The 19,474-nt window shown below is 47.4% G+C and carries 13 protein-coding genes; 11 read left to right on the top strand and 2 right to left on the bottom strand.

The window, feature by feature from the left end; genetic code table 11:
* Positions 1-19: 19 nt before the first annotated feature.
* A complete protein-coding gene (locus tag SY83_RS02120; protein ID WP_068603820.1) occupies positions 20-442 on the bottom strand; it encodes a DMT family transporter in 423 nt (140 codons plus the stop codon).
* A 166-nt stretch (positions 443-608) separates the two neighbouring features.
* On the opposite strand from SY83_RS02120, the gene SY83_RS02115 reads away from it, so the two are divergent.
* Positions 609-1,760 carry an FtsW/RodA/SpoVE family cell cycle protein gene (locus SY83_RS02115; RefSeq protein ID WP_068610765.1) on the top strand — a complete coding sequence of 384 codons (1,152 nt, stop codon included), beginning with the start codon at positions 609-611 and terminating at the stop codon, positions 1,758-1,760.
* 428 nt (positions 1,761-2,188) lie between these two features.
* Here the strand turns inward: SY83_RS02115 and SY83_RS02105 are convergent, their stop codons facing one another.
* On the bottom strand, positions 2,189-3,091 hold the full coding sequence (locus tag SY83_RS02105; protein WP_068603817.1) for a helix-turn-helix domain-containing protein: 903 nt from the start codon (positions 3,089-3,091) through the stop codon (positions 2,189-2,191).
* 190 nt (positions 3,092-3,281) lie between these two features.
* Here SY83_RS02105 and SY83_RS02100 point away from each other — a divergent pair, with 190 nt between their 5' ends.
* From SY83_RS02100 to SY83_RS02055, 10 genes are all read left to right on the top strand, one after another.
* Complete coding sequence (locus SY83_RS02100) at positions 3,282-4,259, top strand: Gfo/Idh/MocA family protein (protein ID WP_068603815.1); 978 nt, start codon at positions 3,282-3,284, stop codon at positions 4,257-4,259.
* Positions 4,260-4,285: 26 nt separating this feature from the next.
* The gene (locus SY83_RS02095) at positions 4,286-5,287 is read left to right on the top strand and encodes a Gfo/Idh/MocA family protein (protein WP_068603813.1); all 1,002 of its coding nucleotides are present in this window, start codon (positions 4,286-4,288) and stop codon (positions 5,285-5,287) included.
* 151 nt (positions 5,288-5,438) lie between these two features.
* A complete protein-coding gene (locus tag SY83_RS02090) occupies positions 5,439-6,776 on the top strand; it encodes an ABC transporter substrate-binding protein (protein WP_068603811.1) in 1,338 nt (445 codons plus the stop codon).
* Between the two features lie 57 nt (positions 6,777-6,833).
* Positions 6,834-7,742: a carbohydrate ABC transporter permease gene (locus SY83_RS02085; RefSeq protein WP_068603809.1), complete on the top strand. Its 909-nt coding sequence runs from the start codon at positions 6,834-6,836 to the stop codon at positions 7,740-7,742.
* 2 nt (positions 7,743-7,744) lie between these two features.
* On the top strand, positions 7,745-8,596 hold the full coding sequence (locus tag SY83_RS02080) for a carbohydrate ABC transporter permease (RefSeq protein ID WP_068603807.1): 852 nt from the start codon (positions 7,745-7,747) through the stop codon (positions 8,594-8,596).
* Positions 8,597-8,734: 138 nt separating this feature from the next.
* Entirely contained in the window at positions 8,735-10,540 is a 1,806-nt protein-coding gene (locus SY83_RS02075) for a cache domain-containing sensor histidine kinase (protein ID WP_068603805.1), read from the top strand.
* A 46-nt stretch (positions 10,541-10,586) separates the two neighbouring features.
* Positions 10,587-11,591, top strand: coding sequence for a response regulator (locus tag SY83_RS02070; protein WP_068603802.1), 1,005 nt, complete (start codon positions 10,587-10,589; stop codon positions 11,589-11,591).
* Between the two features lie 11 nt (positions 11,592-11,602).
* Complete coding sequence (locus tag SY83_RS02065; protein WP_068603800.1) at positions 11,603-12,919, top strand: ABC transporter substrate-binding protein; 1,317 nt, start codon at positions 11,603-11,605, stop codon at positions 12,917-12,919.
* A 127-nt stretch (positions 12,920-13,046) separates the two neighbouring features.
* Positions 13,047-18,155 (top strand): discoidin domain-containing protein, encoded by a 5,109-nt coding sequence (locus tag SY83_RS02060; protein WP_068603798.1) that lies wholly within the window; start codon positions 13,047-13,049, stop codon positions 18,153-18,155.
* Between the two features lie 210 nt (positions 18,156-18,365).
* A complete protein-coding gene (locus tag SY83_RS02055; protein ID WP_231891354.1) occupies positions 18,366-19,460 on the top strand; it encodes an aliphatic sulfonate ABC transporter substrate-binding protein in 1,095 nt (364 codons plus the stop codon).
* Positions 19,461-19,474: the final 14 nt, after the last annotated feature.

Genomic DNA, 19,474 nt, shown 5'->3' with positions numbered 1-19,474 from the left:
ACCTCCTGCTTCCTGCCTGTCAGCTTAAGATCACCACGCCCGCGATCATCATCCCGATGCCTACAAACTGCGGCAGTCTCATCCGTTGCTTCGCCAGACCGAACCAGCCTTGGCTGTCGCTCAGAAAAGTCATGCCCAGTTGGGCGATGAGAATGACGGCTACCGTGAGGGTGACCCCGATATGATGCATGGCCGTGACATTGCTGAAAATAATGATGGCCGCCAAAGCGCCGCCCGTCAAGTACAACGGCTTCACCTTCTTCAGCTTTCTCCAACTGGTGTCCCGAGCAAACATCAATATAATCAGGGCCAGGATAAACCCAGTGAATTGGGTCAGCGTCGCTGCCTGCCAGGTGCCGATGTCTTGACTGATCCGGGAGTTCGCCACACCTTGCAATGTGATGAGCGCCCCGCCGATCAATGCGAATAGAATGCCTTTCATTAGTGGTCACCTCATGTATAAAAGTTATATCTTCATTAAAAGACACAACCAAGGGTATGGGGAAGGACATATGTCCTGAATGAGGTTGATGTTACTTTCTCCCTATTTTATAACCATTTGGAAACTGGTATAGTTAATGAGGTTTAACAAAATTGAGGTGAATCCCATGTTTCTCTTATCCAAACTCAAGAAATTTGACTATTCGATCGTGGTATTGCTCATCGGGTTTAGCGTCATTTGCTACGGCATCTTATATAGCGCCACATTGAACGCATCCGAGGAATTCACAGGCTTGCATTCCAAAATGCTGCAATTCTACATCTTATCCTTCGCCGTTATGGTACTCGTTGGCCTGGTGGATTTTCGAATTTTTCTCAAGGTGCATTATATCTCGTACGCGGTCGGGCTGCTCTTGCTGGTGTTGGTTTACTTTATCGGTGCCAAATATAACAGCGCGCAAGGATGGTTTTCCCTGCCGGGGGGACTCAGCTTTCAGCCTGCGGAGCTGTTTAAACTCATACTGATCATAACCATTGCCGCCTATATTTCCAAAAGAAATCAAGAACATCTGCGATTCTTAGCGGATTTTATCCCGATCGTGTTGCTTGCTATCGTCCCCTTCGGCTTAGTGGTGCTCCAGCCTGATCTGGGAAACGCGTTAAGTTACTTCTTTATTTTTATGGCAGCGATGTGGATCGGGAATATGAAGTTGACTCATTTTGCCGTATTGATCGCGTTTCTGGCCGCTGTAATGGGAACTTCCCTGATGTTGTACAACGTCTACCACGACAGCCTGTATACCTATTTGGAGTCGCATGGAAATGGTCATTGGATGACCCGGGTGGATACGTTGCTGTTTCCGGAGAGGGTGGATTCCAGCGATTCGTATCATGTGGACAACGCCATACAGGCGATCGGTTCCGGACAGCTATTCGGCGACGGTTATCTGAAAGGGGACTCCACGCAACTGGGCTCCATTCCGTATGCTTACTCGGACTCGATCTTTGTGGTGGTGGGCGAGGAGTTCGGTTTTGTCGGGAGCGCGACGCTGATCTTTTTGTATTTTTTCCTAATTTACCGCATGATCATGGTCGCTTTGTCCAGTGATTCTTATTTTGGCGCGATGATAGTGGTGGGGATTATTACGATGTATATCTATCAGATTTTTGAGAATATCGGGATGCTGATCGGGCTCGTGCCGCTGACGGGAATTACGCTGCCGTTTGTCAGTTACGGGGGGACTTCGCTGTTGATCAATATGATCAGTATCGGGTTGATCCAGAGTATCCGGGTGCATAGCGGTGAGGTAAGTGAATAGTGGAAGGGGCAAGAGGATGATAAGAAAAATAAACTTATGGTCGTTTTTACTTATGTTTGTTTGTTGGGTTTTATTTTTCTTTAGTGTGAGCGAATTTTTTTTGCCTTTTAATCAACATTACTTGGTACTAGGTTTCACCATCATTGTCTTTATGTTCAGTGTTATCGGGCTTGGAGACGTCACGAACGGGAAAAAGGCTTTACGATCAACCTTGACTATAGCGGGTACTTTGACCCTAATCTTCGTTGAAGCCGGTGTACTTGTATTGGCCAATATATTTAAGTTTACTTAGAAATAAATATTATTTACAAGTTAAGCATTTCCACAAAGTGATTATCGCTCTTGTGGTTTTGCTTTAATTCCTCGAACCGTTCCTCCCGATGCCCTGCCATATACCGGAGCAGCATGCGTCGGATAGTCCAAACTGCTCACGAATTGCTTATTACTTGCGGCAGCCCTCCACGCGTTCTCAATCTATTCATATACTCCTTGGGCGTGCACCCGTTAAAGCGCTTGAACAGCTTATAGAAATGCGCCATATTCTCAATACCTACCAGGGAGGCGATTTCGGTAATGCTGGATTTTTTCGTCACGAGCAGCCGTTCGGCTTTTTTGATTCGCTTCAAGTTGACGAATTCGGTGAAAGACATCCCGACGGCTTGTTTGAAATAGCGGGAGAAATAAGAGTAGCTCATATTGACAAGGGAGCAGACGCGCTCCATTTCAATTTTGTCGGACAAATGATCGTCAATGAAGTCGGTAACCTGGCGGAAGATGGCAGCATCCATCCTGTCGTATCCGCGCAACTTTAAGCCATGATCGCTTCTCAGCAGAAGCAGAAGCAGCTGTCGGACATGCATGTTTGCCGCCATTTCATAGCCTATCGTTTTGGTATGCATTTCTTCATAGATAAGTAGGATCGTACGCGAAATTTCTTCCTTCACCAGCTGATTTTCCTGGAAAATATAATTGAGTACACTGAGAGGCGCATGGAGCTCCGAAAAATACGGGAAATACATCATCATAGCAGGCTCGTAGTAGGATTCAAGATCTATATGAAGCACGATATGGTCCAGGGTTTGATCTCCAATCTTTCTAGTATGGTGAAGTTGAGAGGATCCCAGCAGCAAAACGTCGCCTTGGTTCAAGGTATACACCTGCTCGGTCGTTAAACATTCAAGATGTCCTTGCCGAACAAGGATGAACTCCAATTCTTTATGATAATGCCATGGACGATCTACTGTCTGCTCTCCGTGGGAAACGACGAAGGAGGATACTTTCAGGCTGAGCAGCGGACTTTGGTAGTAGATCGGCTCCTTCAAATTCTTCATGCGAATCCCTCCGATTCGAGCTGGAACAAATATGAATAGTAATGAGATAAATGGCGTCATGTTTAAAATAGCCGAAAGCCTTTATCGTTATTATTAGAAACATTATATACGCTGGCAAAAAAAGATCCAATGTATTTCAACCTGTTCAATCATCGCAAGCGGATCGCAGCAAAAAGGAGGAGATAACACGATGAAAGTCGCCGTAGTTGGATGTGGAGGAATGGGCAGCATACATGCGCACAGCTATGCCAAAATGCCCGCTGTGAAGCTGGTGGGCGTCTGTGATATCCGAATGGAGATGGCTGAAGAATTGGCCGGGGAGACGGGAACGACAGCTTTTGGATCGCTGGAAGCAATGATAACCGCCGTGGACCCGGATGTCGTCAGCATTACGCTGCCGAGCTATTTGCACAAGGATTATGTGTGCAAGGCAGCGGATTTCGGCAAGCACATTATATGTGAGAAGCCACTGGCGTTGACGTCGAATGATGCAGAAGAAATTAGCCGGTATTGCGAGCACAAAGGAGTTCAACTGTATGTTGGCCATGTGGTGCGCTTCTTTCCGGAATATGTCCGGATGAAGCAGGAAATTGACGCTGGCAGGGTAGGTCGGGTAGGGGTCGCCCATGCCAGACGGGTAGGCGAGCATCCGGGAAATAAAAGTCTATGGTTCAAAGAGATGGAGAAGAGCGGCGGCGTCATTCTGGATCTGATGGTGCACGATATCGATTATATGCGCTGGACGCTCGGCGAGGTGAAGTCGGTCTATTGCCTGAATCACAGAGACGAGAAAATGGACTATGCGCTGGTCACCCTGGTTTTCCATAACGGGACCATTGCCAATCTGGAAGGATTCTGGGGATATCCCGGATCTTTTCGCACATCTGCGGAATTCGCCGGTTCCAAGGGCATCATTCAGAATGACAGCATGGCTTCGCAATCGTTGCATATCCGTAAGGCGTCTGTGAATTTCGATCGTTCCAAATTTGCGGAAGTGCCGCAAAGTCCAGGCTACAAGAGCCCATACGATCTGGAGCTGGCCCATTTTCTTGCATGCATTCAAGAGCAGCAAGAGCCAAGGGTTACGGCGAAGGACGCCTGTCAGGCCGTAAGAATTGCGGAAGCTGCACTTGAATCCGCACGTACCGGGAACGTTGTCATGTTGTAATCTTGATGGAACTGGAGGGACACTGAATGGATAAATTGAAGGTCGGCATGATAAGCTTTGCTCATTTGCATGCGCACAGTTATTTGGACGCGTTGGTGCAGATGCCCGATGTCGTTATTGTCGGCATTGCTGACGAGAACAGAAGCCGGGTGGAAGACGTACTAAACCGTTACCAACTGCCGTATTACGAAAACTATCACGATCTGCTGGCTACGGATGTGGATGCCGTTGTGATCTGTTCGGAAAATGCGTACCATGCACAAATGACAATAGATGCCGCACGCGCCGGTAAGAATGTACTGTGCGAGAAGCCGCTCGGCATTTCCGTGCAAGAGATGGAGCGCATGATCGAGGTGTGTAAGGAAAATGATGTACAACTGATGACAGCGTTTCCATGCCGGTATTTGGCTGCTGTTGTTCAGGCGAAAAAGGCCATTGACGACGGAGAAATCGGCAATATAGTAGCCATCAAAGGCACAAACCGCGGAAGCTTCCCGCAGCCCGAATGGTTTGCCGACAAGACGTTGTCAGGGGGCGGAGCGGTCATGGATCATACCGTTCATGTCATGGATTTGATGAATTGGTTCCTTGGCTCCAGGGTAGTTGAAGTGCACGCCTATGCGGAGAGCTTGTTTTACGGCAAGAAAATTGATGATTCGGGCATGGTACATGTAAAGTTCGACAATGGCGTTTTTGCTGTCCTGGATCCGAGCTGGTCACGCACCGCAAGTTACCCGACTTGGGGAGACGTAACCATGGAAATCGTCGGGACGAAGGGCGTCCTTTCAATCGATTCTTTCGCTCAAAAAAATGTTGTATATAGTGAGGAGACAGGAAAAGGGGAATGGAGCTACTGGGGCGATAACATGGATTTGTACATGCTCAAAGCTTTCGTTCAGGCCATTCTTGACGGGAACCCGGTCCCGATCAGCGGCGAGGATGGATTGAGATCAGTGGAGGTTGCGCTGGGAGCTTATGAATCAGCAACACTTGGAAGACCCGTAACATTGCCGCAGAAAACAAAATAATCAAACATTTTATACAAAATCCGATGGTTTCTCCAAATCGCCTGCAAATTTATGATTAGAGTAGAAACGTTGGAATCGGCAAGGGATAACTACTGACGGTTCCATAACGTTAACAAGGTGCGAAAGCGTCTACAAAAGAGAGGGATTGGCAATGAAAAAGGGGTTCCGAATGATCACAACGGTTATGACAACCGTACTTGTAAGCGCAATGCTGTTTACCGGGTGCAGTACGAAATCTGCGGAAAATTCCAAGGTTTCAACGAACACGCCGACGGAGAACGCATCTGGCGAGACTGCCTCCAAAGGATTGAGCGGTAATCTGGAGCTTCAAGTTTTTGTAGGCGGTTATGGCGATGCATGGTGGAACGAAATGATCGACGGCTTCCAAAAGGAAAATCCAGATCTTAAAATCAAAAAGAATATGGGCGCGCAAATTAATGCAACGATGAAAACCCGCTGGCTGGGAGAAGATACGCCGGATTTAGTCTTTCTGGACGGCCCCGATCTGGCTTGGGATGCGATGGAGGCGGACGGGCAGTTTCTGGATCTGCGCAGCTTCTACAGCAGCGCTGCCATCAGTGAAGGAAAGCTTGTGAAAGATTCAATTATGAAGGGTCTCGTGGATGAGAATAAAGAAGTGTACCGCGCTCCGTACATCCTTAGTACATGGGGGACTTGGTACGATGACAAATACTTTACCGATAATAACCTGAAGGTTCCTTCCAACTTCGATGAACTGATGGCACTGGGAGAGCAGCTAAAGAAGCAGAAAGTAAGCTTGATGGACTTTGCCGGTCAATACCAATACTTGCTAAGAGGCACGTTGTATCAGCAGTTGATTTCTGAAGGCGGTACGCTGCTGCAAGATGCTGTTTCCCTCAAGCCCGGCGTCTTTACAAGCCCTGCATTTAAGAAAGCGTTGACTAAATATGAAAAGCTCGCAAAAGCAGGCTACTTCTTGAACGGCACGGTGGCGCTCAATCATACGCAATCGCAAATGGAGTGGCTTAACCATAACGCGGCACTTATTCCGAACGGATTATGGCTAGAGTCGGAGATGAAGAAGGATATTCCCTCCGGCTTTAATATGAAATTCATTCCATCCGTGATGCAGGATGCCGGGCAGCCTTATGCTGTCGGCGTGAACAGCATCAATATAGCAATCTCCTCTAAAGCCAAAAACAAAGAGGCGGCGCTTGCTTTCCTGGGTTACCTGTACCGCGAAGAGAATGTGAAACGTTTTGTAGAGATGACAGGTTCCCCTGCGGCACTAAATATTGATATTTCAAATTTGAATGTGGCAGACAGCACCAAGAGCGTACAGAATTGGCTTGCCGACAGCAACGTTGCTGTCGTACCGCAGCCGCGTAACATTCCTCAACAAGTCGAGGATGTGCTTCGAAACGGAGTCAATGCGATTATTCTCGGCGAAGCGACAGTGGATAGTGTAGCTGAAAGCGCTGAACAAGAGGCGGTAAAAGTAAGGTAATTTCTTTCGTATCCTGCAAACCCCGGTTTGCAGGATATTTTTCCAAGGAGAGTGTTTATGAATAAGTTAGATATAAGAAATGGTGCCCGAAGCAGATTTTTGCTGCTGTTTACAGTTCCCACGTTTGCACTGTATGTAATATTTGCAATCATCCCTTTATATTCAGGCATCAAAACAAGTTTGTACGAATGGTCGGGTTATTCGGATGTCCGCACGTTCGTTGGCTTACAGAATTATATGGAATTGTTCAAGGATCCCATTTTTAAAGAATCTATTATGAACGATATGTTGATCCTTCTGGGTAAGGAGATACTCATTTTAGCATTGGCTGTGCTGCTTGCCGCTTTATTGACACGAAAGTTGATTTCAAAGAAAGAGGCGGGCTTCTACCGCTTCGTGTTGTTCCTGCCATGCGTGATCTCCGTAGTGGTAATCGGTATATTGTGGTCTTTTGTATTGCAGCCGAATAACGGATTTGTGAACGAGCTGCTTAAGCTGGTTGGCTTCGAGAGCTGGACCCATGCCTGGCTGGGTGAATACAAAACGGTCATCCCGTCTGTCATTATGATTGCATCATGGGCGGGTATCGGATTGTTTATGATTACGATTATTGCTGCCATCAACGATGTTCCCGAAGAAATTTACGAGGCTGCGAGAATCGACGGCGCAAGTGAGACACGTCAGCTATTCCAGATCACCTTGCCGCTAATTATGGAACAAATTAAATTTGTCATTATTACAGTGCTCTACACCACGTTGAATTTGAATTTTGTTATTATTATGTCCACCACGGGCGGCGGACCAAATTATCAGTCGGAAGTCATGGGGTCGTATATTTACCGCTTCGCCTTTGCTTCCAACCGTGTAGGTTACGCAAGCGCTGCAGCAGTCATTCTGCTTATCATTTCAACAGGTTTGGCTTTATTGGTTAAGCGCGTACTGGAACGAAATAGCGAGGAGTTATAAAGATGGCAGAAAACAATATCGTTTGGAAAAAAACACAAGGGATCGTACTCCGGCTGTTCCTTCTGCTGAGCGCCTTGACGGTGCTTTTGCCGCTGCTGTGGGTATTAAATTCTTCGCTGAAGACAAATGCGGAATTTTTTGCAGACCCTTGGTCGCTGCCTGCTTCACCGCAGTGGATCAACTATTACAACGCCTGGTTCTCCTCCAAATTTTACTTGTATTTTATGAACAGTTTTTTGGTAGTGGCTGGCGCATTGGTGCTGGTCCTCTTGATGGCGTCTACCTCAGCGTTTGCCTTGTCCCGGTTTCGCTTCATGGGTTCAAAAATCATGGGGTTCGTCTATACGGCAGGAATGATGATTCCTTCTATTCTGCTGCTGGTGCCGTTGTTCTTTCAAGCCCAAGCTTTGCACATGACGAACAGTCTGACCGGGATTATTATCATTTATGCTGTGTTGCAAGTCCCCTTTACGCTGTTTTTATTGAGCGGATTTTTCAAAGCGATTCCGCATTCCTTAATGGAAGCAAGCGTACTGGACGGAGCTTCGTATTATCAAATGTTTATTAGGGTCGCCTTACCTTTGGTTAAGCCGGGTATAGTAATAGCCGCTATTGTAAATGTAATTAACTTTTGGAACGAGTACCCGATTGCCATCACGTTCATTTCGGAAGAGGAGAAATTTACGATTCCCATCGGGATCTCATTCTTATCTACAGCCATGCAATATCGTACCGATTACGGCGCCTTATTCGCCGGATTAACCATCGCTATGCTGCCTGTATTAGTGCTATATGGCTTTTTTCAGAAACAGCTGCAGGATGGGATGTCGATGGGAAGCGGCGTCAAAGGGTGATTCACATAAACAAGTAAATCATACTATCTTTTCTAGAGGTTGTTTGGTAACATTTCTATCATATAATTGACCTGCCGGATTAAATACCCGATTTACGGCCGACGGCTATTCCATTATACAGGAGACGGGAGGACACCTGTGAAGCGCTACTGGCAATCTTTGTTTCACGATATCCAGATGCAGCCGAAGCTGATGATTATGTATTCCGCCTGTATCCTATTTCCGCTGCTGCTCTTTGGCAGCGTTTTATTCTTTATACAGATGGCTCAGATCAAGACGGAAGTGACGGCGGGAACGACGCAGCTTGCTAAACATATTAATATTTCACTTAATGAGTATTTGCGGGAAATGGAAACGATTTCGTATATGAGCTACAACAATCAGGAGCTTCAGAACCATCTCATTCAAATCATGGAAAATTCTTCGTCGCGGGGAAAAACGGTTTCACAGGCTGTACAAGCTATCGACACGTTTCTGGATGATGTGCTGACAGTGACCGATAATATCGATTTTATTTCGATCATTTCCAACGACGATAAAACATATACGAAAAGCATTTATGGGCCGGTAAGAATGAACAATCTCTATTTAGAAGAAGAAATGTTAGAACCGCTCTTACGCTCCCACGGTGAAACCGTGGTGCTGCCTAAACATATCGCTGACTTTCAATTCGCACCGCCGACTCCCGTATTTTCTGTGGCACGCAAGCTATTGGATTTTAATTCCGGCTATTATATTGGCTATTTGCTGCTCTACTGCAATTTAAACGTACTGGACCGGATTGCCAATGATACACAGGTAGGCAGCAACGGTTTCTGGTTCGTTCTTACAGGCAGTGACCAAATGCTGTACGCTGCCGAAAACAATCTCGAAAAAGGTTGGGAAACACAGTTGATTTCCCGACTTCAGAAACAAACCAATGGAAGCCATGTCGTCGAATTTATGGGAACAAAGTATTTGTACGTACAGAATGTTTCATCCAAAACCGGGTTCCGCGTCGTATGCATGCTGCCTTACATCGAAGTAACGCAAATGGGAACTATGACAATCGTGTTGTTCGTCATATTGGCCGTAGCGATTCTATTGCTTGCTGTCCTATGCTCGGCCATGATTGCCAAGAGTATTGTGCTTCCGATCCGGAAGATGCGTGCTGCGATGAAACGGGCTCAGGAGGGAGACCTGACTGTGACAGTACCGGCACAGGGCAAAAACGAACTGGGAGAATTGGCAGGCAACTTTAATGAGCTCGTCTGCAGAATCGGCGGATTGATTGAGACCAACAGAAATATTGACATGCAACGCAAAATTGCTGAGATGGAAGCATTGAAAAGTAAAATAAATCCCCATTTTCTCTATAACACATTGGAAACCATTCGTATGCAGGCTGTGATCAACGACGAAACCGAGATTGCTGGCAGTGTAACCTCCCTTGCCAAAATGCTGCGCTACAGTATTAGTGGCACTGATGATTTTGTCACCCTTGAGAAAGAAATCACTCATGTGACCCACTATCTCTATTTGCAAAAAATGCGCTACCAAGACAAATTTGAAGTGGAGATCCATGCTTCACCAGCCTCCATGTCATGCCAAGTGCTGAAGCTAACGTTACAGCCGATTGTTGAGAATGCGTTACAGCATGGCATAGAGAAGAAAAAAGGAAAGGTATTGCTACAACTGACTGCGGAACTGCTTCATGGAAATTTGCATATTTACGTCAAGGATAACGGTGCCGGTATGAATGAAGAGCGACTCCATCATGTAAGGAGAGCTCTTGAGGACAAGGATGCCAAGCTTCATGGAGAGCATATCGGATTGCAAAATGTACAAAGCCGGATTCAACTCATATTCGGGACAGCCTACGGTATGCAAATTAACAGCACTCACCATGAGGGGACTTGTGTGGAACTCAAGTTACCGGCAAGGTCAGCAAGCATGTATGGATGAGTAAAATTTTGCAAATCGCCGTAGAACTGCCAAAGGGGGATGGATGATGCTAACAGTAATGCTGATTGATGACGAGCCCTTGATCAGGCTGGGCTTACAAAAGTTAATTGATTGGGAGAAGCTCGGTTGGCAGGTCATTGCCCAAGCGGAGGACGGGGAAGCCGCGCTAGAGTTTTTGCATGAGCACTCTGTAGATTTGGTCATTACAGATTTGATGATGCCCGGTATGGACGGGATCGAGCTGTCGAAGGAAATCAACAAGACCTTCACGGCTACGAATGTCATTGTCCTGACGGGTTACGATGATTTTGAATATATTCAGAAAAGCTTGCGCAACCAAGTGCTGGATTACTTATTAAAGCCGATTGATGCGGAGCTTCTCATCGAAACGCTCATCCGTGTAAAAGAAATCAAACAAGAAAACAACATTCCCTTTCCGTATGAACTGGAGAGCAAATTGAAATGCGCGCTTGAGAACAATGACCTTCCTGCTGTTGAGGACTTGATTCGGGACCTGTTCGTTTTTTTTAAGCGATATAACACCCCCGACAGCCAGGTTCGCCAAATATGGCAATCGATACGATTCGGCCAGGAATGTTATTTCAAAGAACGAGGGCATGTCATCAATCATATTTATCCGGACATTCCCGGCGGCATCTCGGCAGCGGACATGCAGTGTCTTCTTGATCATACGATGCAAACGATACTATTAACCTTGCATGAACATAATGAGAATGCTTTAATCAGACAAATTAAAAGTTATGTGGAAGAACGGCTGGAGGAGGATCTATCCTTAACGTGTTTGGCAAAGACCTTCTATGTAAATATTTCTTACTTAAGCAATCTCTTTAAAGAGGAAACGGGGATGAATTATTCTGATTATATCGCCGGGATCCGCATTCGTGAAGCGGCCAAGCTGATGCGCAACACGAAGTATTCCATAGGCGAAATCGGAGAAAAAGTAGGGTATCCGGATCAGCGTTACTTCAGCCAGTTTTTCAAAAAACATACGGGTATAACACCATCTGTTTACAAACAGATGCGAACCTGAGGGGAAAGATTATGAAACGACAGTATACGACGGTCAGCCTGGCGCTTATCCTTCTCATTATCTGTACAATCGGTGCAGGATATGGTATTTCTCACCTCTATTTGGAGCTGTCTGCTCCAAAAGAAACGGACACCACGGATGCATTACCGCTTGAAAAAACCATCGAGCTTCAAATATTTGAAGGCGGTTACGGCCGTGCGTTCTGGCGCGATGCTATCGAACAATTTCAAAAAGAAAATCCGGACATCAAAGTGACTGCCAATATTGGATATAACGTAAACGAACAGATGAAACTGAAATGGCTGTCAGGGAATGCCCCAGATCTTGTGTTTACGGACGGTGCGAATTTCCCCAAAGCTCTATTCCAGATGGAGGGTAAATTCAAGGAAGTGAGCGCATGGCTGGACAACTTGGAGGTTTCCCCCACTCAAACGCTGGGAGAGGTCATCATGCCTGAGACAATCGGACGGTACGGAGACAAACTGTACATTTTGCCATATATGCTAACTTCATGGGGCATGTGGTATGACCAACATTTGCTGGACCGCTATATGAAGAGAGGGCTGGATGATTTTACATCGCTTCTGGAAACAGGGAGAGAAATGAAGAAGAATGGCATCGCCCTTATTGGATACCCGGGACAGTTTCCATTGTATCTAATTCGGGGCTTGCTCATTCCGGGTTTAATTGCAGAGGGAGGAGAGCAGGTTGCTCAACAGCTGCTGTCGGCTGATCCTGCCTTGTATGACAGCGAAGTTTTTGTGCGATATATGAAAAGACTGGAGAAGCTCGCCCAAGTAGGGTTATTACTGAAATATCCGGTCAAGATGAACCATATACATACGCAAAAGGAATGGTTGGCGCACAACATTGCTTATATTCCAAGCGGAATGTGGCTTCGCAATGAAATGGCGTCATATCTGCCGGAAACGTTCCAATTAAAGCGTGTAGACGGAATTCTGAACGAAACGAAGACAATGAAGGATGTGCGCGTCATCAGTTCAGTCGGGTTTGCTGTATCGGCGAATACCAGGCATGAAGAGGAGGCCAGACGGTTTATCGCATTTTTGTATCGGGAAGACACGCTGCAGAAGATGGTCAGCATGCTGCAAACGCCTGCAGCCGGTTATGTGAATATGGATGGGCTGCCGCTGGAAGAGAACATGCGCACCATGCAGCTTGCCTTTCAGCAAGGAACAATTCGTCCCATCAAGCTCGATTTTATCGATCCAAAGTTTGAACAACGACTTACACAGGCAGCCGTTGCGTATCTGGACGGACAGCGTTCTTTGGATGCAACGATTGCGTGGCTTAAAGAAGTTTCATAGAACCTCTGTCTAATTTACAAATTCACAAAATATACAAACATTTTTTGCAAAACTAAGCAATATAACTCGCCCCTGATTCTTTGTACAATGAATGTGCAAGCAATCATAACACGAAAGGGGTTTAATAATGATGAATAAGAGTGTCAAGATGATTGTCAGCATGCTCACCTTCGTTTTGTTGTTTCAGTTGGCCTTGCCCTTGACAGGTTCGGCGGACACGGGTGATGGCTATACGCGAGGGAAGCTGGAAGCTGAGGCAGAGCAGGCAGTCAAAGAATTAATGCTGCGCGTAGCTCCGAATCTGGACATTAACCGTTTTAAATTGGAGAAAATTACAACAGCTGCAAATCAAGACGTGTACGAACTGGATTATGACTCGATAACAGGCAAAATTATTTTGAGGGGCAATCAGGGCTATTCCGTTGCAAGCGCTTTCAATAAATATTTGAAAAAGTATGTGAAAGTGGATTATGCGTTTCCGAAGACAGGGGACAACACTGTCAGCATGCCGGAACAATTGCCTGTCAATATTACGAAAGAAGTTGTAGTCTCGCCTTACAAATGGCGTTGGTACGGAAACGATGTAGAATCGTATACGACGGCGTTTTACGATGAGGCTGACTGGCAAAACCGAATTGACTGGTATGCGATGAACGGCATCAACGTGTATCTTCACTATCTTGGCTGGGAGGCTGTCTGGCGTGAGGTGCTGCCGAAATTCAATATAGACAAAACGGCTGCATCACGGTTTGCCGGTTCTCCGGCCTGGTGCAATATGAACAATAACGCCAGCCATGGCGAGCCGATGACAGACGGGATGATTGATCGTTTCCTGAGCCTGTCCAAGACGGTGTCCAGTCAAGCGCTCTCGCTCGGTATACAGCCTTCAGTCCGTATGTTTTTCGGGGTCGTACCGCGTGAAGTCAAGGATGCCAATCCTACCTATAACGGAAGTCCGGTGAAGTATGTGGATGCAAGGATGACGGTTCCAGGCCTGCCTAATCTGTACATTGTCCCTACGGATCCGTTTTACAAAGCGTTCTCTCAGGAGTTCTTTGCAACACAAGAGCAGGTGCTGGGTTTCAAACCCAAATTTTACAGCTCAGACTTTGCGCTTGAGACAGGGCTTCCAACAGGCATTGATCTATCCAGCGTCAATAATATGTATGGAGAAATGGTTGCGTATAACCCGGATTCCATCTGGTGCATGACATCTTGGAGCATGAATGCTGCACTCAGGACGGAGTTGATCAATTCGCCTTACCGTAAAAATATACTCATTCTTGACCTGGAAGCGGAGTACAGGCAGAAAGGGCCCTTCGGCGGACTGAATTATGCCTGGGGAATGCTACAAAATTTTGGCGGCAATCAAGGTATGGGCGGCAATTTGGAGCGAATTGCTACCACACCTGTACAAGACCTCAATATGAATCGTAATAACGGATTAATCGGTATAAGCATCGCGCCGGAAGGTTCGGAAACCAATCCGATTATGTACCAATTGATGGCGGAAATGGGCTGGCATGATACCCCGGTTAACGCAGAGTTGTGGATGCATGACTATATCGAACGCCGTTATGGCCAGAAGAGCAGTAATGCGGAGCAAGCTTGGGACATTATGAAGAAGACTTCTTACTCAAAATATCCATATCAAGGCCCGCATCAGTCCGTTATCAACGCCAAGCCATCCCTTACTCTTACTGTGAGCAGCACAGCAACGGGATCAGGAAACTTGGCCAGAGTCTACGGGGCCAACAAACCTGTATATAAGCTGAGCGACTTTTTAAAAGCCTGGCCTGACATGATTAAAGCGGCTGCTGAAGTAGGGGGCTCTAACGGGTATCGGTACGATTTGGTAGACGTGACCAGACAGGTTTTGGCGGACATTTCCAATGATATTTATGCTAGTATGATCAAAGCTTACAACGAGAAACATATCGCCGATTTCCAACTATATTCGCATATGTTCCTTGATGTATTTATAGATATGGATCAAGTCGTCGGAACACGGACGGAACTGACACTGGGCCGTTGGCTGGAGAAGGCCAAGAGCTTCGGAGCCACTGAGAGCGAGAAATGGGTCAACGACAAGAATGTTCGGATCGCCAATACGATCTGGCAGCCGAACAAGGGTCAACAAAGCAGTTTGGATAACTATGCGAACAAACAATGGTCTGGTCTGCTTAGCGATTATAACAGGCCGCGCTGGGAGATTTTAATTAACGCTATAACAGCAGAGCTTAACGGCGGCGCTAAAGTTGACACTGCAGCGATTAATAATCAAGTTTATGATTTTGCACAAGTATGGGCGAAAAACAAGAAGGTTTACCCAAGTGTAGGCACAGGGAACGAGGTACAGGTTGCTACGGCAATTTATAACAAGTATCAGCCTATTTTGAAACTACTGTATGGCATTGAGCAAGAGAATATCGCGGCAGGTAAAACAGTACTCGCCTCCACAGCAACGCTATCGGGCTTGAAAGCGGTGGATGGCAGCGTCTCGACATCCTGGAGTTCCAGTAACTCGCTCCGGGATGAATGGCTTGAAGTAGATCTTGGCGAGAACTTCTCGCTCACCGGCGGCAAAATTCAACTGAGCACGCCGGCTCCCTACAAAATGGAAGTATCCGGTGATGAGAAGACATGGACGACCATCGTGGATAAAACGAAGGACGCGGCGAGATCGGTAGAAAGCTTCCAGACATCCGCTGTCGGACGATATGTGCGGGTGTATGCCCCGGCACAATCGGCAGCACGTAGCTTAGGAATCAACGAGTTGACACTGTATGGCGATTCGACGAACGAGTCGTATAATGTCGCGCTGTACAAGGCGGCCGCTGCTTCTGGAAACACGAACGACGCCAGTCTTGCGCTGGACGATGACACTCTTACCTCATGGAAAGCGCAGTCAGCGGGCGGCAATCCGTGGTGGAAGGTGGACCTGGGCGCGAATACCGATTTGGCAGGCTTCCAGATTGCCTTTGAAAATGACGCAGCCATGCTGCCGTATACCATTTCAGTTTCGAGCGACGATGTCACTTATACGGATATCTCTGCTGAACCAGGAACAGCTCGTATTCAGGAAATCATCCCGATCGGCAGCCATACGGCGCGTTATGTGCGTCTGCGGTTTGATGCCGTACCGAGCACGAAATATGCTTCCATCAGTGAGTTCAAGGTGTATGCCAAGCAACTGCAGAAGAACCTGGCGTTAAAGCAACCGACCGTGGACAGCAACGGGAAGTCGGCGTCAGTCATTGTAGACGGAGACTTGTCCACGATGTGGAATGGGGGAGGAGGCGGTGCCGGCCGTTTCGTCTATGTGGATTTGGGTGCAGTACGTGAAGTGTCTGCCGTACAGGTTGTGATGACGACATCGACGCCCGAAATGATCTGGAAGTACAAAATTGAAGCGACCGATGACGACCCGAAATTGGCAACTGCACAGTGGAGGCTTGTTGTCGATCAACTGAACACGACAAGCTATGCGATGAAGCAGATGCATCAGGTGAGTTCCAGTGGCCGTTATTATAAGCTGACCTTTGGACAAGCGCCGGGGACTGCCTATACCGCAGCTTTGGAATTCAGCATATTCGACGGTGCGCCGCAGACGAATGCAACGGTACAAAAATATGCGCTGAGCAAGGCCATCGACAACGCGAATGTGGTTTATAACAATATGTATTACAGTCCATCAAGTAAAACAGCGCTTGAAACGCAAATCGGACTTGCCGCTGCGTTGATACAGAACGGCTCGGCCACACAAGAACAGGTGAATGTGCAAGTCACTTGGCTGAATGAGGCTGTGAAGGCAGTCAAACTTACCCAAGCCAGCAATATCGCGGCAGGTAAAACAGTACTCGCCTCCACAGCAACGCTATCGGGCTTGAAGGCGGTGGATGGCAGCGTCTCGACATCCTGGAGTTCCAGTAACTCGCTCCGGGATGAAAGGCTTGAAGTAGATCTTGGCGAGAACTTCTCGCTCACCGGCGGCAAAATTCAACTGAGCACGCCGGCTCCCTACAAAGTGGAAGTATCCGGTGATGAGAAGACATGGACGACCATCGTGGATAAAACGAAGGACGCGGCGAGATCGGTAGAAAGCTTCCAGACATCCGCTGTCGGACGATATGTGCGGGTATATGCCCCGGCACAATCGGCAGCACGTAGCTTAGGGATTAACGAGTTGACGCTGTATGGAAATTCGACGAACGAGTCGTATAATGTCGCGCTGTACAAGGCGGCCGCTGCTTCTGGAAACACGAACGACGCCAGTCTTGCGCTGGACGATGACACTCTTACCTCATGGAAAGCGCAGTCAGCGGGCGGCAATCCGTGGTGGAAGGTGGACCTGGGCGCGAATACCGATTTGGCAGGCTTCCAGATTGCCTTTGAAAATGACGCAGCCATGCTGCCGTATACCATTTCAGTTTCGAGCGACGATGTCACTTATACGGATATCTCTGCTGAACCAGGAACAGCTCGTATTCAGGAAATCATCCCGATCGGCAGCCATACGGCGCGTTATGTGCGTCTGCGGTTTGATGCCGTACCGAGCACGAAATATGCTTCCATCAGTGAGTTCAAGGTGTATGCCAAGCAAGTGCAGAAGAACCTGGCGTTAAAGCAACCGACCGTGGACAGCAACGGGAAGTCGGCGTCAGTCATTGTAGACGGAGACTTGTCCACGATGTGGAATGGGGGTGGAGGCGGCGTTGGCCGTTTCGTCTATGTGGATTTGGGCGCAGTACGTGAAGTGTCTGCCCTACAGGTTGTGATGACGACATCGACGCCCGAAATGATCTGGAAGTACAAAATTGAAGCGACCGATGACGACCCGAAATTGGCAACTGCACAGTGGAGGCTTGTTGTCGATCAACTGAACACGACAAGCTATGCGATGAAGCAGATGCATCAGGTGAGTTCCAGTGGCCGTTATTATAAGCTGACTTTTGGTAAAGCCCCAGGGACAGCGTGGACCGCAGCTTTAGAATTCAGCGTCTATGACGGGACGCCGCAGACGAATGTGCCAGTGCTCAAAAATGCGCTCAGCAGTGCCATTGCCAACGCGAATGCGGTGTACAGCAATCCGCGCTATTATAATGGTGCAAGCAAATCAGCGCTTGCGTTGCAAATTGGGAATGCCAATGCCCTTATGCAGAATGACTCCGCCACACAAGAACAGGTGAATGTACAGACTACCTTATTGAATGAAAGCATGAAGACGTTGAGATAAATCTAGTTTGATGATTAAGCGCTATTAGCCATAACCGTAACATAGTTAATTCATTGTTGACACATCGGAATTATAGGAATATATTGGTTTTATTCAATATCGTTGCCTACCAGATGACTGATGGCTCCTCGCGCTCTGTTTTACAGGGTGTTGGGGAGCTGTTTTATTTTGGAGGAGAAATCAATATAAATAAAGGGATGGTGTGGAGAGATGAGTATGGTTAAGGGGAAGGCGTTACTATTGTTATTAGTACTGTTGGTGTTTGGGGTTCTAAGTGCGTGCGCTCAAAACGATAACGCCAACGTACAAAATAATAATCCAGAAGCCAAGACAGATGCTAAGACAGAAACCAATACAGAAGTAACCCCATCGAATGCAGCACCCGCCGAACCCAAAGAAGAAGTCGTTGTGAATATCGGCATTCAGCAGAGTATCTGGCCGATCCTCGCGGCAAGAGAGAAAGGTTGGTTTGAGGAAGAGTTCTCCAAAGTCGGGGCTAAGGTGAAATGGGTGGAGTTCCAGAGCGGACCTGCGTATTTCGAATCGTTTGCTTCGGGCAGGCTGGATTTCGGCCGTGTGGGTAACATTCCGGTGCTGGCGGGGCAGGCGGCAAAGATTGGGTTCAAAGAGATTGCGACTGCAAGTCAAGGGGAAAAAGGGGATGCGATCCTCGTTCCGAAGGGCAGTCCTATTCAGAAAATCCAAGACTTGAAAGGCAAGCAAATTGCCGTGGCCAAAGGAAGCAGCGCATATGGGTTGCTCTACAAAGTGCTGGAAGCGGCGGGTCTGAAGCCCGAGGATGTGAAAATTATTCAGCTGCAGCCGGATGAGGGCCAGCCCGCTTTTGAAACGGGGAAAGTGGATGCTTGGGCGATCTGGGAACCGTTCCAGTCCATTCAAGTGTTGAAGAACGGGGCTCGTGTGCTTGCAAACGGAGAAACGGTAGGCTCGTATACGCCGGGATTCCAGTTGGTTCGGACCGAATTTGCCGAGGAACATCCGGAGTTGGTCGTGCTGTACTTGAAGGTCACGGAGAAAGCGACACGCTGGCAACTGGAGAATAAGGATGAAGCGATTACTTTCTATGCCCAATTGAAAAAGCAAGACAACGAAACGATGCGCCGCGTACTTGAGAATTCGGAACCGTCTAATGTCGCCATTACCCAGGAAATCATTGACGCGCAGCAAGGAACGGCGGATCTGCTGTTGTCCATTGGCGGTCTGAAAGAGAAGCTCAATGTATCCGAGGTCGTCGACAATACTTATATTGAGCAGGCGCTGAAAGAACTTAAAGCAGAGAAATAAAGGAGTTGAGCGCG

The organism is Paenibacillus swuensis (assembly GCF_001644605.1).
Classification (GTDB): Bacteria; Bacillota; Bacilli; order Paenibacillales; family DY6; genus Paenibacillus_N; species Paenibacillus_N swuensis.
This window is presented reverse-complemented; position numbering and strand designations above follow the sequence as displayed.